Source organism: Bacillota bacterium, assembly GCA_024653485.1.
Classification (GTDB): domain Bacteria; phylum Bacillota; class SHA-98; order UBA4971; family UBA4971; genus UBA6256.
On sequence record JANLFY010000006.1, the window covers coordinates 191,897 to 213,985 of the forward strand.

20 protein-coding genes are annotated in these 22,089 nt (G+C 61.9%); 12 read left to right on the forward strand and 8 right to left on the reverse strand.

Annotation, left to right across the window (positions count from 1 at the left end; translation table 11 throughout):
- Positions 1 to 35: 35 nt before the first annotated feature.
- The 7 genes from mnmG to rpmH all read right to left on the reverse strand — a co-directional run bounded on the left by mnmG (position 36) and on the right by rpmH (position 5,920).
- Positions 36 to 1,934, reverse strand: coding sequence for a tRNA uridine-5-carboxymethylaminomethyl(34) synthesis enzyme MnmG (gene mnmG / locus NUW12_06800; GenBank protein ID MCR4402478.1), 1,899 nt, complete (start codon positions 1,932 to 1,934; stop codon positions 36 to 38).
- 100 nt (positions 1,935 to 2,034) lie between these two features.
- A complete protein-coding gene (gene mnmE / locus NUW12_06805) occupies positions 2,035 to 3,447 on the reverse strand; it encodes a tRNA uridine-5-carboxymethylaminomethyl(34) synthesis GTPase MnmE (GenBank protein MCR4402479.1) in 1,413 nt (470 codons plus the stop codon).
- Positions 3,448 to 3,685: 238 nt separating this feature from the next.
- Positions 3,686 to 4,381: a protein jag gene (locus NUW12_06810; GenBank protein ID MCR4402480.1), complete on the reverse strand. Its 696-nt coding sequence runs from the start codon at positions 4,379 to 4,381 to the stop codon at positions 3,686 to 3,688.
- Positions 4,365 to 5,066 (reverse strand): YidC/Oxa1 family membrane protein insertase, encoded by a 702-nt coding sequence (locus tag NUW12_06815; protein MCR4402481.1) that lies wholly within the window; start codon positions 5,064 to 5,066, stop codon positions 4,365 to 4,367. The genes NUW12_06810 and NUW12_06815 overlap by 17 nt, the downstream gene beginning before the upstream one ends.
- A 39-nt stretch (positions 5,067 to 5,105) precedes the next feature.
- On the reverse strand, positions 5,106 to 5,309 hold the full coding sequence (yidD, locus tag NUW12_06820) for a membrane protein insertion efficiency factor YidD (GenBank protein MCR4402482.1): 204 nt from the start codon (positions 5,307 to 5,309) through the stop codon (positions 5,106 to 5,108).
- An 83-nt stretch (positions 5,310 to 5,392) separates the two neighbouring features.
- Positions 5,393 to 5,746, reverse strand: coding sequence for a ribonuclease P protein component (gene rnpA / locus NUW12_06825; protein ID MCR4402483.1), 354 nt, complete (start codon positions 5,744 to 5,746; stop codon positions 5,393 to 5,395).
- Positions 5,747 to 5,785: 39 nt separating this feature from the next.
- Positions 5,786 to 5,920, reverse strand: coding sequence for a 50S ribosomal protein L34 (gene rpmH, locus NUW12_06830; GenBank protein ID MCR4402484.1), 135 nt, complete (start codon positions 5,918 to 5,920; stop codon positions 5,786 to 5,788).
- Positions 5,921 to 6,337: 417 nt separating this feature from the next.
- Between rpmH and NUW12_06835 the strand changes: the two genes are divergently transcribed.
- From NUW12_06835 to NUW12_06885, 11 genes are all read left to right on the forward strand, one after another.
- Entirely contained in the window at positions 6,338 to 7,636 is a 1,299-nt protein-coding gene (locus tag NUW12_06835; GenBank protein MCR4402485.1) for an ATP-binding protein, read from the forward strand.
- 82 nt (positions 7,637 to 7,718) lie between these two features.
- Positions 7,719 to 9,071 (forward strand): chromosomal replication initiator protein DnaA, encoded by a 1,353-nt coding sequence (dnaA, locus tag NUW12_06840; GenBank protein ID MCR4402486.1) that lies wholly within the window; start codon positions 7,719 to 7,721, stop codon positions 9,069 to 9,071.
- Positions 9,072 to 9,456: 385 nt separating this feature from the next.
- Complete coding sequence (dnaN, locus tag NUW12_06845; protein ID MCR4402487.1) at positions 9,457 to 10,662, forward strand: DNA polymerase III subunit beta; 1,206 nt, start codon at positions 9,457 to 9,459, stop codon at positions 10,660 to 10,662.
- Between the two features lie 20 nt (positions 10,663 to 10,682).
- Positions 10,683 to 10,964 (forward strand): RNA-binding S4 domain-containing protein, encoded by a 282-nt coding sequence (locus NUW12_06850; GenBank protein MCR4402488.1) that lies wholly within the window; start codon positions 10,683 to 10,685, stop codon positions 10,962 to 10,964.
- A complete protein-coding gene (recF, locus tag NUW12_06855; GenBank protein MCR4402489.1) occupies positions 10,954 to 12,108 on the forward strand; it encodes a DNA replication/repair protein RecF in 1,155 nt (384 codons plus the stop codon). The genes NUW12_06850 and recF overlap by 11 nt, the downstream gene beginning before the upstream one ends.
- A gap of 1 nt (position 12,109) precedes the next feature.
- Complete coding sequence (locus NUW12_06860) at positions 12,110 to 12,673, forward strand: DUF721 domain-containing protein (GenBank protein MCR4402490.1); 564 nt, start codon at positions 12,110 to 12,112, stop codon at positions 12,671 to 12,673.
- Between the two features lie 5 nt (positions 12,674 to 12,678).
- Positions 12,679 to 13,032, forward strand: coding sequence for a DUF370 domain-containing protein (locus NUW12_06865; protein ID MCR4402491.1), 354 nt, complete (start codon positions 12,679 to 12,681; stop codon positions 13,030 to 13,032).
- 262 nt (positions 13,033 to 13,294) lie between these two features.
- Positions 13,295 to 15,205 carry a DNA topoisomerase (ATP-hydrolyzing) subunit B gene (gyrB, locus tag NUW12_06870; GenBank protein ID MCR4402492.1) on the forward strand — a complete coding sequence of 637 codons (1,911 nt, stop codon included), beginning with the start codon at positions 13,295 to 13,297 and terminating at the stop codon, positions 15,203 to 15,205.
- A gap of 68 nt (positions 15,206 to 15,273) precedes the next feature.
- Entirely contained in the window at positions 15,274 to 17,709 is a 2,436-nt protein-coding gene (gene gyrA / locus NUW12_06875; GenBank protein ID MCR4402493.1) for a DNA gyrase subunit A, read from the forward strand.
- Positions 17,710 to 17,716: 7 nt separating this feature from the next.
- Positions 17,717 to 18,229, forward strand: a complete 513-nt coding sequence (locus NUW12_06880; protein MCR4402494.1) for an archease — start codon at positions 17,717 to 17,719, stop codon at positions 18,227 to 18,229.
- Between the two features lie 218 nt (positions 18,230 to 18,447).
- Positions 18,448 to 19,827 (forward strand): RtcB family protein, encoded by a 1,380-nt coding sequence (locus NUW12_06885; GenBank protein MCR4402495.1) that lies wholly within the window; start codon positions 18,448 to 18,450, stop codon positions 19,825 to 19,827.
- Between the two features lie 94 nt (positions 19,828 to 19,921).
- Here the strand turns inward: NUW12_06885 and NUW12_06890 are convergent, their stop codons facing one another.
- Positions 19,922 to 20,527, reverse strand: a complete 606-nt coding sequence (locus NUW12_06890; protein MCR4402496.1) for a hypothetical protein — start codon at positions 20,525 to 20,527, stop codon at positions 19,922 to 19,924.
- Positions 20,528 to 20,723: 196 nt separating this feature from the next.
- On the opposite strand from NUW12_06890, the gene NUW12_06895 reads away from it, so the two are divergent.
- Positions 20,724 to 21,971, forward strand: coding sequence for a hypothetical protein (locus tag NUW12_06895; protein ID MCR4402497.1), 1,248 nt, complete (start codon positions 20,724 to 20,726; stop codon positions 21,969 to 21,971).
- Positions 21,972 to 22,089 lie beyond the last annotated feature (118 nt).

The following is a 22,089-nucleotide window of genomic DNA, read 5'->3' on the forward strand; positions in this document are numbered from 1 at the left end:
CCATCTCAGTTCCCCCGGGACGCGCCGCCTGCCCGCTACGCTCCCCGAACGCCGCCGAATCCCGCTCCGTGCCGCACCGAGTCAACGTAAGCGATGAGAGCCATCACGTCTGCGGGCGACACCCCGGCGATCCTCGCCGCCTGACCTATCGACCTTGGGCGGATGTCGGAGAGCTTCTCGCGAGCCTCCCGGGACAGCCCTACCACGCACCCATAGTCGAGATGCTGCGGCAGGAGCCTCGTCTCCAAGCGCCTCGCGCGCTCTATTTGACTTCTCTGCTTCTCGATGTAACCTGCGTACTTCAGCTCCACTTCCACCACTTGAACCACGTCCGGTGGCAGGGCCGGTCGATCGGGATCAACGATTCTCAGACCCTCGTACGTCACTTCCGGCCTCTGCAGTAAGTCCCCAAGCGAAGTTTGGACCTGGAGCGGGGCCGTCCCGATAGAGGCCAGCAAGCTCGACGTGCCGGCGTCTCCAGGAACGACCGTCCTTCTCAAACGAGCGATTTCCTCTTGGATCTGCCGCCGCCTTACGAGGAATCTCTGGTACCTCTCCTCGCTGATGAGCCCGAGCTCGTGACCCTTTTCAGTGAGCCTGAGGTCGGCGTTGTCCTGTCTGAGCGTAAGCCTGTGCTCCGCGCGCGAAGTCATCATCCGGTACGGCTCGCACGTTCCCTTCGTCACTAGGTCGTCGATCAGCACGCCGATGTACGCCTCCGATCTCTCAAGAACCAGAGGTTCTCTGCCTCGGATCTTCAAAACGGCGTTGATCCCTGCCAGGAGCCCCTGGCTCGCGGCCTCCTCATAGCCGGACGTCCCGTTTATCTGGCCGGCCGCGAAGAGCCCCGGAACCCTCTTCGTCTCGAGAGACGGGAAGAGCTCTGTCGGCACTAGGCAGTCGTACTCTATGGCGTACCCGGGGCGGACTATCTCCGCTTCCTCCAGACCAGGCACGCTGTGGACCATCTCCTCCTGCACGTCCTCAGGCAAGCTCGTGGAAAGCCCTGCGAGGTACATGACCTCTCCTTCCCTCGTCTCGGGCTCCAAGAACACTTGGTGCCTCTCCCGCGCCGGGAACTCGACTATCTTTGTTTCGATCGATGGGCAGTAGCGAGGCCCACGTCCTCTGATGGCTCCGGTGTAGAGCGGCGCCCTTTCCAGGTTCGCGCGGATTATCTCGTGCGTGCGGGAGGTGGTGTACGTCAGCCAGCAGAGCTCCTGATCCTCACGGGTGCCCGTCGTTTCGAACGAGAAACCGAAGGGCAGGACCTCGCCTCTCTGTTCGTGCATCTTGCTCATGTCCACGCTGCTTCTACGCACCCTCGGAGATGTGCCTGTCTTGAACCTCGCGAGCCGCAAGCCGAGTCGCTCTAGCGAGCGTCCCAGCTCCTCCGCGCAAGGCTGCCCGTAAGGCCCCGACCTCCATGCCCGGTCCCCCACATGGACAGTTCCACCGAGGTACGTCCCCGTAGCCACGATGACCGCCGCAGAGCGCAGCATACCGCTCTCATGCGTCGTCACGCCTGCGGCCGAACCGTCTGGGGCTAGCTCGATCCCGACGACGTGCGCAACCTCCACCGCGAGGTTCCGCTGCCCCGCGAGAACTTCGCGCATCCTCGCTCCGTAGGCCGCTTTGTCGGCTTGCCCGCGCAAAGAGCGCACCGCGGGCCCTTTCCCGGTGTTGAGGAGCCTCATCTGGAGATAGGTGGCGTCGATGTTCCGCGCCATCTCCCCGCCGAGCGCGTCTATTTCCCTCACGAGCTGGGCTTTGCCCGGTCCCCCGATGGAAGGGTTGCAGGGCATGGCTGCAACGGCGTCCCACCTGAGCGTCAGCAGAAGCGCGCTTGCGCCCATTCTCGCGCATGCCAGTGCGGCTTCGCAGCCCGCATGACCTGCTCCGACCACGATCACGTCCGCGTCACGACCTCTCATCGCCTCTGCCGACACCTCCTTTCAGACATCTCCCCACGGCCCACCCCGCGCCACAGCCCATCCCGCACCGCTCTCGTCACGGCGCTCAGGAGACTCCGTCTCACTTTCCTATGCAGAACTCCGAGAAGATCCTGTCCAACACGTCATCTGACGCCGAACGTCCCGTGATCTGGTCCAGCCAGAACAGCGCCTCACGCATGTCTATAGCCGCCAGATCGAGGGGCGCGCCCGCTGCCAGCCCCCGCTCCACTTCACCCAGGGCTACCGCCGCGCGCTCCAGGGCCTCTTGCTGCCGAGCGGTCGCCATGACCATCCCTTCGCTTGCACCGCAGGTCCTGCCCGCCGCCAGCCCCGCGATTGTTTCTTCGAGGCGGTCCACGCCAGAACCATCCTTCGCGCTCACACGGATGACCGGCATCCCTGCAGCGTAGGGAGCGACATCTCCCTCCGACACTCTTGGAGGCAGGTCGCTCTTGTTGAGCACGACCGCGCCTCCCTTTCCGCCCGCTTCTCCGCACGCCCGTCTCAGCACTTCTATGTCCCCGCCTGAGAGCGGCTCGCTCCCATCGATCACCGCCAGAGTCAAGTCCGCCTCCTCGATCCGTTCGAGGGTTCCCTCCACACCGAGCCGCTCCACTGGGTCATCGGTCTCGCGGAGCCCAGCCGTGTCAACGAGCCTCACGGGGATGCCGCGTACGGTCGTCCAGTCCTCCACCGCGTCGCGCGTCGTGCCGGGGATCTCCGTTACTATCGCCCTCGACCGACCGAGCATCGCGTTCAGAAGGCTGGACTTGCCCACGTTTGGCCGCCCCACGATGGCCACCGTCACGCCGTCCCGGTACACGCGCCCACGACGCCCCCTCTCCGCGAGACCTCGCAGGCTGGACGCCGCCTCGCGCGCCCTGACGATTGTCCCGGCGCGATCCGGCTCCCCCACCTCGTCTTCGGGGAAGTCCACCGCGGCCTCCAGTTCCGCCAGCAGCGCGACGATGTCATCGCGAATGGACACCACGGCTTCAGAGAAGCCGCCTCTCAGGTTCGCCACCGCCAACCTTCGTGCGGAGTCTGTCTTGGCCCGCACCAGCTCGATGACCGCCTCCGCCTGGGCGAGGTCGATCCTCCCAGAGAGGAACGCCCTCCTCGTGAACTCCCCCGGCTGCGCGAGGCGCGCTCCGCACCTTATAACAGCCTCCAGCACGCGAGACAGGGGCCCCACCCCGCCGTGGCAACTGAACTCCACCACGTCCTCGCGGGTGAAGCTGTGAGGAGCCGGCATGGCGCTCGCGAGCGCCTCGTCTATCACCTCGCCGGTCTCCGGATCAACCACGACTCCGTATCTGAGACGCCACGGCCTGAGAGCGCGGTGTCGGCTCCCCGACGGGTCGCGGAAGAGCCTCGCCGCGATGTTCATGGCGTCCGGGCCGCTGATCCGAACGACCCCTATCCCGCCTTCACCGATGGGAGTCGAAATGGCTGCTATCGTTTCGTTCTCTACGAACCTTCTCTCGTCCATTGAAGATCTCTCCCGGCCCCACTGTCCCGGCGAGAGGCGGGCAATCGTAGCCCGGGTGTCCGGCTGGTTGGCTCGTCGCCCGTCGCGCTGCCCCATCAACTCAAAATGCGTGCCTGAAAGACACGCATTTTCCAAGCCTCGCGACGCGCTCAGCCCAACTCGAGCATGCGGTCGCACTGACACCCGACGCCCGCCCCCTGGAGGCGCCTCTCCTCTCGTCGGTAACCCTAAGCTCCTCTCACTGAGGCCCTCTCGGTCCCTCGTCCTCCTTAGGCGCTATCACGACCCGCCTGTAGGGCTCCTCTCCCTCGCTGAACGACGTGACTCCCTGGCAACGCTGAACGGCGAGGTGGACTATGCGCCGCTCCATCGGGTTCATGGGTTCCAAGGTGGCCCTTCTGCCTTCCCTCCGTACCCGCTCGGCCACGGTCACCGCCAATCTTTCCAGGGAGCGCGCCCTCTTCTCCCGGTAACCCTCCGCGTCGACGACTATCCTGAACCGGTCCTCCTGCTCCCGCCCGGCGCGTTCCGCCACCCGCATCCATCGCCCGGCCACCAGGTTCACAAGGTGCTGGACCGCGTCGAGGGTGGCGCCTCGTCTCCCGATGAGACCGCCCAGCCCCTTCCCTTGGACATCGAGTCTCAGGACTCCATCAACTTCCTGGGCGCTCACCGATACACCGGCAAATCCCATGTGCCTCAACAATTCCCCAAGGAACTCCCTGGCCTTTTCCGCAACGTCCACCTCAACGCTCTCGGTCTTGGCGGTCACCCTCACGCGAGCCGGCCTCTGCCCCACCAGCCCAAGAATTCCCCTCGCAGGCTCTTCGAGCACCTCGATATCCGCTTCATCGCGGCCCAGGCCAAGCTCCTCAAGGGCTTCCTGGACCGCCTCGTCAACGGTCCTGCCGGTCTTCTCAACGCTTCGTATCATGCCCGGACTCCCCCTCTGAATCCCGCGGCTTAGGTGAGGTAGCCTTCGGAACGCTCCCCTTCCTCGGGCGCGTCACAGTCTCAACCACCAGCCCCGCCTGCGCCACCCGCCTTCCCATCCACCACTGCTGCGCCGCGGCCAGTAGGGTGGTAACCACCCAGTACAAAGTGACTCCGGCCGGAAAGCTCAGGCTGATCCAGATGATGAACGCCGGCATTATGAGGTTCATCATCTTCTGGCTCGGGTCCGTGCTCATCATGATCGATTGCAGGTAGGTCGCTGCCCCCGCCAACACGGCCAGTATCACATCTGGCTTCCCCAGGTTAGGCATCCAAAGGAACCGCTGCTCAAACGGGTAGTTTCTCAACGCGGTGAAGAGCGCCCATATGATCGGGAGCTGAATCAGGGTAGGCCAGCACCCGCCGAGAGGGTTCACCTTGTGCTCCCGGTAGAGCTCCATTACCCTCTTTTGCATCTCTTCAGGCTGTGACTTGTACTTCTCCTGGATCTCCTTTACCTTCGGTTGGAGGAGCTTCATCTCCTCCATGGCCTTCGTCTGCTTCACCGTGAGCGGATACGTGACTACCTTCAGCAGGATCGTCAAGGCGATGATCGCGAGCCCGTCGCTCCCGGTCACATCCCGGAGGAACTGAACTATGGAGTTGATAATGCCCGTGAGAGTCAATACAAGCACCCTCCTGTCGCTTCTCAATCCCCGTCGCGCCTACGGGACCGGGTCGTACCCTCCGGGATGAAATGGATGGCACTTCACGATCCGTCTCGCAGCGAGATAAACCCCCCTGAACACGCCATACTTTCGTATGGCCTCGTACGCGTACGCCGAGCACGTGGGGTAAAACCTGCAAGTGGGCCTGCCTTTGAGCGGTGACAGGCAGTTCCTATATACCCAGACGCATAGGAGAGCCACTCCCCTGGCCGCTGAAGACGCCCTTCGACCAATGTCTCGACGGGCGTTGCGCCAGGCAGACCCTCCTCCTTCGCGCGCTTCTTTCACTTTTCACAGTCGTCCTTTCCGGAGGCCCCGCACTCTGAAAGAAGCCCGAAAAGCTCCTCCCTTACCTCTTGAAAAGAGGCGGTCTTCGCTTTCGACCTGGGTAGTATCACAAGGTCCAGGCCCTCTCGAAGTGCCGCCTCGCTCGCCCGATAAGCTTCTTTCACGACCCTTTTCAGGCGGTTCCGCTCGACTGCCCCGCCAAGACGCTTGCTCACAGCGATCCCGACGCGGTTGAACGGCAGCCCGTTCTCCATGTAGTACACCACAACCCGCCTGCCCGGAAGGGATTCCCCGTGTTCGAAAACCTTAGTAAAATCCCTGCTCTTGCGCAGCCGCTCGCTCCTTGGCATCAATCACACCCGTGGGCCCAACGGCCCGCGCTCCCGATTTCATGCAGACAGGCGCTTTCTTCCCTTGGCGCGCCTCCTCTTGAGCACCAGGCGCCCGCCCCTCGTCGCCATCCTCTGCATGAAACCATGAACCTTGCTACGCCGCCTAACCTTCGGCTGGTAAGTCCGTTTCATACCTCTCTCGCGCGCCTCCTGCGTTGTGTCCCGTCGCTGTGTCCCTTTCTTGGACCCCGTACGCTAGCCAAATTATAGCCAACGCCTCCCTGCGTGTCAAGGCCGACAGGAACCCCAAGCCTAGGAATCGCGCCTACCGCCGAGTCATCCCCTATCCGCCATCCCTCCGTGCGCAATCGCCCGATTCCTCCACATGTCGCACTCTCACTGCTCCCCGCTCATTCGTCCCCACGCCTCTTCCACCTTTCACCCCCCTTTCTCCGTCTCAGTCTTTTCCCGGTCCTTTCCGTCCGCGCCTCCCTCACGCTCCGCCCTGCTTTTCCTCACCCCTCCGCTCCCTCCCCACCGTGCCCTCCCACCCCTTGCCACCCTGGAAAACCTCTGCTAATATGATTTCGGAGGTTTTCCAGCCTTTCCATGCAGCTTGGTCAGAACTATAGAGTTCACAGTTCCCCACAGACTTATTCACAGCCTGTGGATAACTCTGTGGGTAACCTGTTGATGTTTTGGGTCACGACGGCACAAGGCTTTCGCCGCTTTCCGAAATCCTTTGTGGATATCGCGAACGGCCAGTTACACGGCCTTTCAGTTGTGGAAACCCCTCTCTGGACTCAGCCGACGTTATCCACAACTTCTGTGGATAAGTTGTGGACAACCTATGGATTTCCTGTGCGTGTTCCTTCTCCGCAGAGTTTTTCACACCTGTGGAAAACTCTGTGGAAAACTCTGAACGAAGGGCGGGCCGTACCCAGCATGGCAGGTGTCTTTTCTCGTCTCTTTCGAAAAGGCTCCCGCGATCGCCTCGCCAATCGCTCCCTTCCCACGGATCACCTCGCCCAGCGTGGAAAGCAGGGAGAGCGTGAGGTTCGAATAGCTGTGTACGACTCTCTCAGCACAGTGCCGCGAATAGTTGATGTCAGAGGCAGGGACTGTGCCGAGCTCCTGAACGAGCTTGCGTCAAAGACGTACTCCTTCGCTCATGAAAAGGGAGGAAGGCTTCCGTACGTGGCCATCAAGGAGATCGTTGAGAACCTCCTCCACGCCGACTTCCAGGACGCCGTTATAAGCGTCCTTCCGGACGGCAATACTATAAGGGTCTCAGACCAGGGGCCTGGGATAATCGAGAAAGAGAAGGCATTCCTCCCAGGTTTCACTACAGCCACCACAGAGATGCGGAAGATCATTCGCGGGGTCGGCTCGGGGCTTCCGATCGTCCGCGACTCAATGCGCGCCATCGGAGGATCGGTTTCCATCGAGGACAATCTCAAACGCGGGTGCGTGGTTACGCTTTCATCGCTTTCCACTTCGGACGACACGCCCGCCCGGGTTTCCTCGGGAGTTTCCGAGAAGCCTTCCGGCGGCGAGAAAGCTCCCGGTCATGCTTTCCATCCACCGCATCCTGAGGGTTTTCGCGATTTGTGGAAGGCCGCTGGAGACACTGAAAACTCTTTCACCGAGATGGATCGGGAGAAAGGCGTTCTTGAGAAGCTGGATGAGGTCCTTTCGGAGCGTCAGCGAAAAGTGTTTCGCGTCCTGGCAGAGAAGGGTGAGGCGGGACCATCAACTATCGTGAAGGAGCTCGAGATAAGCCTCAGCACTGCCTACCGCGACCTCGTCTCGCTCGAGGAGCATGGACTCGTCGAGCCTGCCGACGGGAGTGGAAAACGCCGCCTGACTCCGCGGGGTATGACGTACCTCGCCCGCCTCGCGAGATGACTTGCAGAGCGGTGACTCGTGGAGCGGTGCGCCGGCGGGTTGAGGGGCAAGGCTGAGCTTTCTTTCAGGGGGTCTACGGATCATGCTTGAGCGTGCGGATACTCTTTGGACCAAGGTCCTCGACGTAATGGAGGGGCAGATGCCAAAGCCGAGTTTCGAGACGTGGCTGCGAGGCACGGAGGGGATCGCGATCGACGGCAACACCCTCATCGTACGCACCCTGCACGACATTGGTCGGAAGTTCTTAAGCGACAACTACCGGCAGCCCATTCGTCAGACTCTCAAGGCCCTCACGGAGCTGGACCTGGATGTGTCCTTCGTGTGCTCCGCCCCATCGGAGAAGGCGGGGGATCCTGGACCGGACGACTCGGCGCACAGCGGGCCGCTAGTGGGAGACGACCTGTACACGACCCGGCTCAACCCCAAGTACACTTTTGAGACTTTCGTAGTGGGAAACAGCAACAGATTTGCCCACGCGGCGTGCCTCGCCGTCGCCGAGGCCCCAGGAAGGGCGTACAACCCACTCTTCATCTATGGGGGCGTGGGGCTCGGGAAGACCCACTTAATGCAGGCAATAGGGCACTTTGTGCTTCAGCACAGCCCGTCCACTCGTGTGGTGTACGCGCCTTGCGAAAAGTTCACGAACGACCTCATAAACGCGATCCGTGATGACAAGACGGTGGAATTCCGGGAGCGATATCGAAACGTGGACGTCCTCCTCATCGACGACGTCCAGTTCCTGGCGCAAAAGGAGCGCACCCAGGAGGAGTTCTTCCACACTTTCAACACCCTCCACGAGGCCGGCAAGCAGATCGTGATATCCAGCGATCGTCCGCCAAAGGAGATCCCAACGCTTGAAGACAGATTAAGGTCGCGCTTCGAATGGGGACTCATATCCGACATCCAGGCACCCGACCTCGAGACACGCATAGCCATCCTCAAGAAAAAAGCTCAGCTCGAGCAGCTCGACATGCCTCTCGAGGTGCTTGCGTACATCGCAAATCAAATTCGCTCCAACATACGTGAGCTCGAGGGCGCTCTCACTCGAGTGGCGGCTCACTGCTCCATACACAACCGCCCGCTCACCGTGGCGACCGCGGCGGAGTGTCTGAAGGACATGATTCCTTCAGAGAGACCCAAACAGGTTTCGATCTACCACATCCAGCAGGCTGTGGCGGAGTTTTACCAGATCCCCACCGATGACATGAAGGCAAAGAAGCGAACGAGAACGATCTCGTACCCCCGCCAGGTAGCCATGTATTTGTGCCGCGAGCTCACTGAGGAGTCGCTTCCCACGATCGGCGTTGCCTTCGGCGGGCGGGACCATACCACCGTCCTCCACGCATGCTCTAAGATACGCGCGGACATGGAGGAGGATGAAGCTCTCGCAGGCGCCATTCGCACGATCATCGCACGGCTGAAGGAGATGACTTGACCTTGGGCACCCTTCTGGCACATGCCTGGGCGCGCTGTGCGCTTCCTGTGGATAGACCCTTAGTAACTTGTGGATTTCCTGTGGGCGATTCCTCGAATTCTCTCGGTCTGTGCATAATGTGGACAGTCCGTGACGAAATCCACAGGTTTGTCCACACAGGAACGCCGCGTGGTTCAAGGCGCCGAAGGGTTTATCCACAAATCCACAGGCCCTACTACTAGTACTCAAAAACTGTACATGTACTTAAGAAGACGATCCGGAGTACGGCCCTGTGGACAATCCCGCTACCATTCGAGTAGCCATCACATTGGACTCTGTGTCACCAGCCTTGAGTTTGCGCCAGGTTGAGCTTTGACTTCCATATTGAGAGGGGGATTCTACCAGCATGGATAGGCTTGAGACACTCAGCCAGACAGGCATGGACACTGAAAGTGCGATGGATACGGCGATGGATTCGCCGGTTCAAGTCTCGTGCGAGCGAGACGATCTGGCCGCCGCCGCTGCCATGGTACAGCGAGCAGTGTCGTCGCGGACGACCCTTCCGATCCTTTCCGGCGTTCTGATCGAGACTACACCGGAGGGCCTTCGCCTGGTTGGAACTGATCTTGAACTGTCAGTGGAGACGTTCCTTGCTGTAAGCGCTACGGGGCACGCCGCAGTGGTGCTTCCCGCCAGGTACTTTGGCGAGATAGTGAGGCATCTACCCGAGAGGGAGGTAAGGATCGAGTTTGACGCGGGAAGGCGGATCGCGACCATCTCCAGCGGAAAGGCGGTTTACAGCATCAACTCAATGGAGGCCGCCGAATTCCCACTCTTCCCGCAAGTGGAGGGCAACGTCTGGTGGAAGGTTCAGGGGAAGGACCTTGCCGAGTTCGTGAGGCAGACTGCGTTCGCCGCGGCCACCGATGAGAACCGCCCATTTCTCACAGGGGTCCTGATGGTCTTCGGAGGAAACGAGGCGAGGCTCGCTGCCACGGACACGTTCAGGCTAGCGCTGCGAAAGGTCACGCTCGACGGGGGGACCGACGTGTCCACCGCAGTCGGGTCCGGTCAGATGATAGTCCCGGCCAGGGCGCTCAGCGAAGTGGCGAGGATAATCCAGAACGAGAGCGGCGAAGTGGAGGTGTCCGCCTCACAGAACCAGGTGGCCTTCAAGTGCCGCAAGACGACCATAGTAAGCCGGCTCATAGACGGGCAGTTCCCCAACTACGACCGAGTAATACCTAAAATGTGGAAGACACGCATGGTCGTGGAAAGGCTCAGGTTACTCGAGGCGGTCGAGCGCGTAGCCGTCCTAGGAAAGGATGAGTTCGGCACGGTCAAGCTGGGATATGGGGGAGATACTCTCACTATAAGCGCCAACGCTCCCGACGTCGGGATGGCCTTCGAGGAAGTAGCGGTGAGGACGGTCGAGGGAGAGACTGGAGAGACTGCTCTTCGTGCCCGGTACCTGCTTGACGCGCTACGGGTGGTGGCGGACGAAGAGCTCATCGTCGAAGTGACGGGCGCCGTGAGCCCGATTGTTCTCAGGCAGGCCCGAGCGGAAGGCACGGACTACCTCTACCTGATAATGCCGGTGACGGTAAACTGATGAGCGCCACCGACAAGCCTATGAGAGTGAAAATCACGAGCTCGGACATAAGGCTCGACCAGTTTCTCAAATGGGCTGGAGTCGCATCCACCGGCGGGCAAGCCAAGGCGCTTGTCCAGGAGGGACGGGTGCAAGTGAACGGCCAACCTGAGCTGCGCCGGGGCAGGAAGCTTCATCCCGGCGACGTTGTTGCCGTGACGTCTCCGGCAGGGGCGAGCGCGGCTCGAGTCGAAGCCGGCAACGGCAAAGACCGAGAGCCGCAGTCCTTCGAGGTCGCGGGGGATACCGGCGATGGTGGTTGAGAAGCTGAAGCTCAGGCATTTCAGAAACTACGGCCTCGCCGAGCTCGAGCCGGTGCCTGGCAAGAACGTGCTTTCGGGTGACAACGGCCAGGGCAAGACGAATATCCTGGAGGCCTTGTACCTGTGCGGGACCGGTTCGTCCTACCGAACATCCCGCGATGCCGACCTCATCTCTTGGGGAGAGAGCGCCTTCTACGCGGCGTGTCGGTTCCTTCGACGCAGCGAGCCGCTTCTCGTCGAGGTGAGATGCTCAAGAGAAGCGGGAAAGACCGTGAAGCTCAACGGGATCCCCCAGGACGCGTCAGTCGAGGGCATTGGCGCCGCCAATGTAGTCGTTTTCGGCCCCGACGACCTCCGCATGATAAAGGGTGGACCCGTGGAGCGACGGCGTTTTCTCGACACGGAGATAGGGGCCGTGAGTGACGCGTACCGGCGCAACCTTTCCGCATACCGAAGAATCCTGGCTCAGAGGAACGCCCTTCTCAAGCAAGCGCGTTACGAATCTCTTCCTCCCTCGAGGCGCGACTGCGCCCTCGAAGCATGGGACGAGCAACTTGCGGCCGCGGGGGCGCGCCTGATGCTCAAGAGGGCGGAGGCAGTAAGGAAACTATCTCTACTTGCGAAGGTCGCGCACCGCCACATCTCCCCGAACGGGGCGTTCGAGATGGTGTACCGGCCGTCTTTCAACCCTGGCATTGCGTCGACCGCTGCGACGCGGGGCGATGACGCCGAGGCCCTGCGCAAGTTGGAAGAGTCTTTTCGGCGGGAACTCGAGAGGGCCCGCCCTGAAGAGCTGATGAGAAGCGTGACCCTGGTTGGCCCCCACAGGGACGAGGTCAGCTTCTTAGTGGACGGTGTGGACATGAGGGTGTTCGGCTCTCAGGGACAGCAACGTTCCGTTCTCCTTTCCGTCAGACTGGGAGAGCTAGAGTTCGTCAAGAGCGAGGTGGGCGAAGAGGCCATCCTCCTACTGGACGACGTTTCGAGCGAGCTAGACCCCGGAAAGAGGGCGCGGCTTTGGGAGTACCTCGACGACCGGGTGCAGACGATCATTACGACCACCGACGAGAGGCTTCTTGGCGACACGGGCGGCCCTGCGAAGCGCTTTAGAGTGGACGCGGGGCGTGTGGAAGAGGTGAACTAGAGTGGTCCGGCTGCGGGAAGCGCTCGACGGAGGTCTCAGGCGGCTTGGAGTGCTGCGGCGGGCGAGAAGGGCGCGCGCGGTCGATCTCTGGGCCGAAGTTGTCGGACCCACGGCAGCGAGGGCATCCAGGGCGACCCGCTGCAGGGACGGGGTTCTCTTCGTGGTGGTAGAGAGCTCCGTCTGGGCCAACGAGCTCTCCCTTCTGAAAGCGGACATCGTCAAGAAGCTCAATAAGCTCCTCGGAAAAGGCACGATAGTGGATGTTAGATTCCATACCAGGGGATCTATCAACGCTGGGAACAGGGACAGCCGCGCGGGGGAGCATCCTGGGCGAAAGGGCGGCGAGACCACGGTCGGGCAGACCGCCTCACGAGCGCGGCGAGGACTAAGCCGCAGCGAGATGGAAGAGATCAGCGTTCTCTCTGCGACTATTGCCGATCCCGAGGTCAGGGCGGCGTTCGCCCGGGCCGCTTTGGCCGCCAGGTTAACCGACGGTGCGAGGTGTGGCGGAACCGACTCGGCATGGACCGAGCGAACGAGCACCGAGGAACGGACAAGGAGCTGATACAGTTGTTCGTACATATCGGAGGGCAGGTGAGCGTGGCTCTGCAGGATGTCGTGGCCTTGCTCGACCCAAAGCTGGTCAAGAAGTCTCAGCTTCACGAGGGGTTCCCTTCACGAACTCACGAAGGGCGAGGCCCTGGAATGGTCTGTGTGAATGGAGATGGCCTCGAGTACGGGCAAGAGCCGAGGTGCGTGGTCGTCACGTCCTCCGCCGTGTACCTATCTCCTATATCCCTTGCGACGTTGCGCAGGCGCCTGGAGGTCGCGACGGGTGGCGTCGAGGGTGCGGGCGCGTTATCCCCGGCCGCCCCGAACGCTCGAGCCGCCCAGGCTACCCCGGGACCCGGCTCCCGACGTTGACAATGGTACGGCGGTATAATACCATGAATGCGGTGCGTGGACACGGGTTGACTCCAAACATGAGTTTGGTATAATACTCGCGGGCGGCACTGCGCCAGGAACCGTGGTGACAACATCACGGTTCTTGATGGTTGAAGACACCCTCTTTAGCCAGCATTGGAGACTCTCTCACGGAAAGAGCGGCGGTATCATGGGCAACGTCACGAGTAATTCAGCGAACAACCAGACCGGGCTCGGGGCTCATCCCAACGCCCACGCGCGCATGGACAAGACCGTCGTCGACGCGCCTTACGGAGCCGAACAGATCCAGGTGCTCGAGGGTCTCGAGGCGGTAAGGAAGAGGCCGAGCATGTACATCGGAAGCACGGGCGTGCGAGGCCTTCATCAGCTTGCGTACGAGGTCGTGGACAACTCGATCGACGAGGCACTCGCGGGTTACTGCGACGCCATAGACGTGACCATCAAGAAGGATGGGTCTCTGCGAGTCGCGGACAACGGAAGAGGCATCCCCGTCGACATTCATCCCAAGACTGGAAGGCCCGCCGTGGAGGTAGTCCTCACGGTGCTGCACGCTGGCGGGAAGTTCGGAGGCGGCGCGTACAGGGTATCCGGCGGACTTCACGGGGTGGGCGTGTCCGTGGTGAACGCCCTTTCAGAGTGGCTCGAGGTTGAGGTAAGGTCCGGAGGGAAGATACATCGTCAGCGCTACCAGCGGGGAAAACCCGTGACCGACCTCGAGGTCAAAGGGACCACCGACGCGACCGGCACGACCATCACTTTCCTACCGGATCGAAAGATCTTCGAGACCACGGAGTTCAGCTTCGACACGCTCAGCCACCGTCTGCGGGAGCTCGCCTTCCTAAGCCGCGGCGTGAGGATAACCCTCGCTGACGAGCGCGAAGGGAAGCGCGTGGAGTTCCAGTATGATGGGGGAATCGTATCCTTCGTCGAGCATCTGAACAAGAACAGGGACCCGATCCATCCCGACATCTTCTACGTGGCGCGCGACGTCGGCGACGCTTTTGTCGAGGTCTCCTTTCAGTACAACGACGGGTATGTAGACAACACGTTCTCCTTCGCCAACTTCATAAACACCACGGAGGGCGGCACGCATCTCAGCGGCTTTCGTTCGGCGCTAACGCGCACTATCAATGACTACGCCAGGAAAGTCGGGATGCTGAAAGAGAACGAGGAGAACCTCACAGGTGATGACGTGAGGGAGGGGCTTACCGCCGTCATCAGCGTGAAGCTCCTCTCCCCCCAGTTTGAGGGGCAGACCAAGACCAAACTTGGCAACACCGAGATCCGAGGGATTGTAGACTCGGTGGTCGCGGAGGCGCTCGCGGAGTTCTTCGAGGAGAAGCCGGCTACAGCGCGCGCCATCGTGGACAAGTGCCTCTCCGCGGCACGTGCCAGGGAAGCTGCACGAAAGGCGAAGGAACTGACCCGCCGAAAGACGGCACTCGAGGTGTCGTCGCTTCCTGGGAAGCTCGCCGACTGCTCCCTGCGGGAACCGGACTTGTGCGAGCTCTTCCTGGTCGAGGGGGAATCCGCGGGAGGCAGCGCCAAGCAAGGGCGAGACAGGCGCTTCCAGGCAATCATGCCTTTGCGTGGCAAGATACTCAACGTTGAGAAGGCGCGGCTCGACAAGATTCTCGCCAACGAGGAGATTCGCGCGATGATAACGGCGCTCGGGACGGGTGTCGGCGACGACTTCGACCCGTCCAAGCTGCGCTACCGTAAGGTCGTGGCGATGACCGATGCCGATGTGGACGGAGCTCACATTCGGACTCTGCTTCTCACGTTCTTCTATCGATACATGAGGCCGCTCATCGAGAATGGCAACGTGTACATCGCCCAGCCTCCTCTCTTCCGGGTGAGGCAAGGCAAGAAGGATTACTACGCGTACAGCGAGAGAGAGCTCGAGGCGATCCTGAAGAACGTGGGCCGTCAGGGAGTGACCGTGCAGCGGTACAAGGGTCTTGGCGAGATGAACGCCGAGCAGCTCTGGGAAACCACGATGAATCCCGAGACCCGCACTATCCTGCAGGTGTCCCTCGAGGACGCCATGGCGGCGGACGAGATCTTCACGACCCTCATGGGGGACAAGGTCGAGCCGCGCCGGGAATTCATCCAGCAACACGCGAAGGAAGTAACGGATCTCGACATTTAGCCTCGACATATGGGTGACGGTCACGTGATGCCGTATCCAGACCCTCTTTGACAGGGAGGTCCTCGCGATTGGTTGAACCGACGGACGGGAAAGTCGTGCCGATATGCATAGAAGACGAGATGAAGCGCTCTTACCTCTTGTACTCCATGAGCGTCATCGTGGGGAGGGCGCTTCCCGACGTGCGTGACGGGCTCAAGCCCATCCACAGGCGCATCCTGTACGCCATGAACGAGCTGGGGCTCACGTCGGACAAGCCGCATCGAAAGTCCGCGACCATCGTGGGCGAAGTCATGGGAAAGTACCATCCCCACGGAGACGCCGCGATATACGAAACTCTCGTGCGGATGGCGCAGGACTTCTCCTACAGGTACCCCCTCATAGACGGCCACGGTAACTTCGGGTCCGTCGACGGCGATCCGCCGGCCGCCATGCGCTATACGGAGGCGCGCATGGCCAAGATCACGCTGAAGCTCCTCGCGGACATCGACAAGGACACGGTGGACTTCGTCCCCAACTTCGACGAGTCCTTGAAAGAGCCGGTGGTGCTTCCGTCCAGGTTCCCCAACCTCCTGGTCAACGGCTCGTCCGGTATAGCGGTGGGGATGGCGACGAACATCCCTCCTCACAACCTGGGCGAGGTCGTGGACGCCGTCGTGATGCTGATAGACAACCCCGATGCGTCAGTCAAGGAGCTCATGATGGTCATAAAGGGGCCAGACTTCCCCACCGGCGGGCTCATCATGGGCAGAGACGGAATACGCGAGGCGTACACGACGGGTCGGGGTTCCATCAAGATGAGGGCCCGGGCCAGGATCGAGACGGCTTCGGGTGGCAAGACGAGGATCCTCGTGACCGAGATCCCGTACCAAGTCAACAAGGCCAGGCTTGTCGAGAGCATAGCAGAGCTCGTGCGGGAGAAGAAGATAGACGGAATCACCGACCTACGCGACGAGAGCGACAGGGAGGGCATGCGCATAGTCATCGAGCTCCGGCGTGACGCCAATCCCAACGTCGTGCTCAACCAGCTCTACAAGCACACCCAGATGGAGGACACTTTTGGCGTCATCATGCTCGTTCTCGTGGACGGCCAGCCGAGGGTGCTCAATCTCAAGGAGACTCTTCACTTCTACATCCAGCACCAGAAAGAGGTCGTGACGAGACGCACCCGGTTCGAGCTGGCAAAGGCCGAGGAGAGGGCGCACATCCTCGAGGGCCTCAAGATAGCCCTCGACAACCTTGACGCCGTCATAACCCTGATACGGCAGTCGCGCACCCCGGAGGCGGCCAAGGAAGGGCTGATGCAGACGTTCGGGCTATCCGAGAAGCAGGCTCAGGCCATCCTCGACATGAGGCTGCAAAGGCTCACCGGCCTGGAACGGAAGAAGATCGAAGACGAATACGTCGAGATTATAAAGCTAATAGCCAAGCTAAAGGGCATACTCGCCGACGAGAAGAGGGTCCTCGAGGTGATCAAAGAGGAGCTCCTGGCCATCAAAGAGGAGTACGCCGACCCGAGACGGACGGAGATCACCGCAGCTGCCACCAAACTCGACATCGAGGACCTCATCGCCGACGAGGACATCGTGGTCACTCTCACTCACCAGGGCTACGTCAAGCGGCTGCCTCTAACGACATATCGGAGCCAAAGGAGGGGCGGCCGCGGGGTGACGGGCATGAGCACGAAAGAGGAGGACTTCGTCGAACACCTCTTCGTGACGACCACCCATGAGTACATCCTGTTCTTCACCGACAAGGGCAAGGTGTACTCAATCAAGGCGTACGAGGTGCCGGAGGCGAGCCGTCAGGCGAGGGGCACTGCGGTCGTGAACCTCATCTCCCTTTCGCCCGGTGAGAGCATCCGTGCTGTCATACCAGTCCGTGACTTCGCAGAGGACAAGTTCCTGATGATGGCGACCAGGCGCGGAGTGGTCAAGAAGACGGCGCTTTCCATGTACGATAGCGTCCGGAGGTCCGGCGTGATCGCGATCGACCTTGAGGAAGACGACGACCTTGTGAGCGTGAAGCTGACCGCAGGAGACGAGGAGATCATGATCGTAACCGCCCAGGGCCAGTCCATAAGGTTCAATGAACGCGAAGTGCGGCCTCTGGGGCGCGTCGCCCGCGGCGTCAAGGGCGTATCCCTCGCCAAAGGAGACAGCGTTGTCGGAATGGACGTGGTGAGGGAGGGCTGCGACCTCTTGGTGGTAACGGCGAACGGCTTCGGCAAGCGGACTCCGATCGCTGAATACCGGCTCCAGTCGCGAGGGGGACGGGGCATCAAGACCTTCAAGGTGACGCCCAAGACGGGGCCGGCGGCCGACGTGAAGGTCTTGACCGGTGACGATGAGCTCATGATAGTGTCCGCGGAAGGCATAATAATCAGAATGAACGCCGCGGACGTGCCACAACAGGGAAGATCGACGCAAGGAGTCCGCGTCATGAAGCTCGAGCCCGGCGACAAGGTTGTATCCGTGGCTCAAGTGGTCGGCAAGAACGGGGGCTGACGGGGCGGTGTCTCGCCCGTACGAGGTCCTGGAACATACAGCAGACGTCGGTGTCCGTGCCCGCGGTCGGACGCTCGAGGAAACCTTCGTCAACATGGCCGCGGGGTTGATGTCGCTCGTGGTTCCCGACCCCGAGTCTATCCGGGCGACGGAAGAAAGGCGCATTGAGGCTCGCGCCCCGGATCTCGAGGGCCTCCTCGTGGCATGGCTCTCGGAGTTCGTCTACCTGATAGACGCCGAGAGATTCTTGGTGGCGACGATCGAGGACGTATTCGTGGCCAGCTGCGAGCCCGAAGCCGGGCCCGGGTCGAAGAGGGGCCGGCCGGCCAGCCGGGGGCCAGCCTCGTGGACGGCTGGGGCGGTGGTGCGCGGCGAGAACATTGACGTCGCGCGACATCAGCTCGACACGGAGATAAAGGGCGTCAGCTACCACATGGTCAAGGTTGAGCGAGAAAGAGCGAGCGAGACAGATTCTGCGGGCGGCGCCGGCTGGGTCGCTCAGGCCATCTTCGACATCTAGGATCGACGTCTAGGACGCCCGGCACAGCAAGATCAGGATCAGGCGGGGCTCACCTGGACGATTGCCGTGTACCGATGGGTGTCGTCGTGGGCATGGTGGGTCATCTCGGGAACACTCGGGAACAAAGGAGGTGCGTCGCGGTGTCCAACGGATGGAGTGGCCCTCTCGAGCGCGTGGACGAGTTTCGCTGGCGCATCCCCGTTAACTACAAGGCGGGCATGAGGGTGCCAGGCCTCATCTACGCAGACGAGAGACACGTGGCGAGCATCAGGGAGGACCAAGCACCCGAGCAGGTGGCGAACGCAGCGTTCCTTCCCGGCATCGTGGGAATGTCCCTTGCAATGCCCGACATCCACTGGGGGTACGGCTTCGCCATAGGGGGCGTTGGCGCGACCCTGGCGGATGCGGGCGTCATATCCCCCGGAGGCGTGGGCTTCGACATCAATTGCGGAGTGAGGATGCTTCGCACCAATCTCTTTGAGGGTGACGTGCGGCCGCGCCTCGAGCAGTTGGTCAACCAGCTCTTCCGCGACATACCCTCTGGCGTAGGCTCGACCGGCATCATCAAGCTGGGTAAGGATGACACTGCGGAGGTTTTGGAGAAGGGCGCGCTCTGGGCGGTGGAAAAGGGATACGGCTGGCCAAGGGACCTCGACCACACCGAGGAGCGGGGCGCAATGAAAGGCGCCAGGGCTGGCAAGGTAAGCGACAAGGCTGTGAAACGAGGTATGCCGCAGCTCGGCACGCTGGGCTCGGGCAACCACTTCCTCGAGGTCCAGGTGGTGGAGGAAGTGTTCGACGCGGGTCTCGCTGAGAGGTTCAAGCTTGCTCCCGGACAAATCGTCGTGATGATCCACTCAGGGTCGAGAGGTCTAGGCCATCAGGTGTGCACGGATTACCTCGCAGTGATGGAGCAGGCGATCGCGAAGTACGGCATCAGGATTCCCGACAGACAGCTCGCTTGCGCTCCGCTGGACTCCCCCGAGGGGCAGGACTACTTCGCGGCCATGGCGTGCGCCGCGAACTATGCGTGGGCGAACCGCCAGTGCATCATGCACTGGACGCGTCAGTCCTTTGCCAAGGTGTTCGGGCGGCCGCCCGAGGACCTCGGAATGGAACTCATCTACGACGTGGCGCACAACATTGCGAAAATCGAGGACCACGTGGTGGAAGGCAAGAAGCGAAGGGTATGCGTGCACCGCAAAGGCGCGACGCGCGCGTTTCCGGCGGGCCATCCCGACGTGCCGACCGACTATCGCGACATTGGACAGCCTGTGCTCGTCCCGGGAGACATGGGACGCAACTCATACCTTCTGGTAGGCACGGAAAGGGCGATGGAAGAGACCTTCGGCTCGACCTGTCACGGAGCCGGCCGCGTCATGAGCAGGGCGGCCGCCAAGAAGACCGTGAGCGGAGCGGTGCTCCAAGCGGAGCTGAGAGAGCGAGGTATCATCGCCAAAGCCGCCAGCAAGGCCTCGCTGGCCGAGGAGACTCCGGAGGCGTACAAGGACGTCAACGAGGTCGTGCGCGTGTGTCATGGGGCGGGGATATCACGTAAGGTCGCTAGAATGAGACCGATCGGGGTAATCAAAGGCTAGCGTCCCTAGGTGCATTCCACATTTCATCGAGGGGAGACGGCGTCGGCGTCCCCGGTGGCTTGATTCGATGGGCGCCGGCGCCTCTCGCTCGTGTCTATCCTGAAGTCGTGCCCCGGGTCGGGGCCATCTGGAACCTGCGTGCGATAGCCTTGAGCTCTGTCACGTCTGCCTTCGCGTCCGCTTCCTTCTTGGCGCCGATGTCCCCCCTGAGCTCATCTAAGCGAGCGTCAAAGGTCGTGATGTCCTTCGTCGTGTTCGTGCTCGTCACACGCGGGCGAAGCGACTCCCAGGTGGAACGCAGCGTCGTGAATTCCGAGCTTGCGGCCGACCAATCCTTGCGCTGAACGGCATCCTCAACCCTGCCTAGAGCGCGCTCCAGGTCCTCCACGCCGGCAGTCGGAGCTGTCGGAGCAGGACGAGTCGGAGACGGCGCGGGCACCGTCGGAGCAGGGCGCGTGGGAGCGGGGCGCGTAGGCGCCGGAACCCTTGCAAACCTTAGTCCCGCGAACACCGCGATGAGCACCACGAGCGCACCGATTATCCAGGCGCTCGTGTTCACGCGGCCGCGCATCTCGCCGCCGCCACCACCTTGCCGGCCCTGGCGCTCACCGGCTCCGACGTCTCCGGAAGGGCCCTGTCCGCCCTCCATGCCACCGCCTCGATTTCCGTCTCTATCATCCTGAGACAAACGGTCGTCCATGAGATCACCTCCTCGGCCCATATTATCTGCCACCGGTCACGCGATAATGCGCTTTGACGAGCTATAGGCCCGCAACCCGGCGCGCCGTTGGCGCGCGGGGCCGCGGATCCAGGCGGGGGTCCGGGGAGGTTTACATAATGTGACACTCGTGGTATCATGACTGGGCTCAAGATCGAGTGGGAGGAGAGACCCAGTTATGTTCTTCGGAACCGGAACAACGGAACGCGAAGCGCGCGCGGCGCTCTGGTGGCGCGCGGCACCCGCAGTGCTGCTCTGTGCTGCCTTGCTCTCGCTTGCTGGGTTCTGCGTTGTGCCCGCGAAGTTTGCGTCCTACGGGCCGGTATCCGGATCCGCGGATCTCGCGCTCACGCAAAGCCCGGCGAACGATCCCGACATCGGGCGAGGCGGCGGGTTCGTCGACTGGCTCAGACGCGATGTCGAGTACCTCAAGAGCCTCGGCTCGGGTGGCGGCTCGCTCGTCGGAAGCGACGCCCCGAGGGATCGCGCGAGCCTCACGAGGGAGCTATCGCGCGACATCGAGCGACTTCGCCAGGAGATCGCTCGTCTTGATGGAACTCCCTCTTATGTCGATGGGGATCTCGGCTTCTCCGTATATGACACGGATGCGACCGGCTGGCTGCACGTCATGAGCGTGGCCATGCGGACGCGAGAGGACCTTGCGGCTGCGCTCGGCCCGCCGATCGTTTGGTGGATCGCCGGTGCCCCGGACCACGTGATCCGTGAGGCGGCGCTTCGTGAGTCGGCGTGCCTTTACCGCTTGAACGACGGGACGCCGCTTCTTGAAGCGGACCCGTCCCGTCTGCCCAGAGTCGACGAAGTTGTGAGCACCCTGCGCGTGATGGACCTTCCGCCTGCTGCGTTCGCGGGCTATCGCGTGTACCTGCTCCCGTTCTCCATGGGCGACCTAAGCGGCCTTGGAGCAGAAGGGTACGCGCTCGTCGGGGCGGCTGCCGCAGGGCGTGACGTCATCGCGAACCAAGTGCCGGTGACCGTCGCGCACGAGTTCGGCCACCACGTGCAAATGCGTGCTTTGGGAGGCACCTTCGAAGCAGATCCGGAGGGCTGGGAGCGCTACATGAAGCTCCGCGGCATTCGCCGGTGGACCGCCGATGGCTGTGTGAACACCGAGGCATGGGCGAGATCGCCTGAGGAGACATTCGCCGAGGACGTCCGCGTGCTCTTCGGGCCTCCCTCGGCGTCACAAGAGCCGCACGGGACAGCATATGCTGATCCCAGGACCGACCCCGAGCTTGCCACGAAGTTGCGCCGGTTCATAGCGACGCGCGCTGCGGAGCGAGCGGGCGAGGTCGCCGGGAGTCCGTGGCGCTCGGCTAGGGGCGGTCGCGATTCCACGACGTCTAGCTTGTCGATCGTCAGGGCGTTGCTGAGATCTTGTTACGAGAGAATCGTTGCCGGGTCTTGACACGCACCGAGGACCGTGGTAATATCAAAAAGCGGCCGAGATACGGCCCTGCGAAAAGCGGTTTGCTCCTTGAAAACTAAACAGTGAGATATGGTAAGGTTGCGGTAAGTCTTTGGAG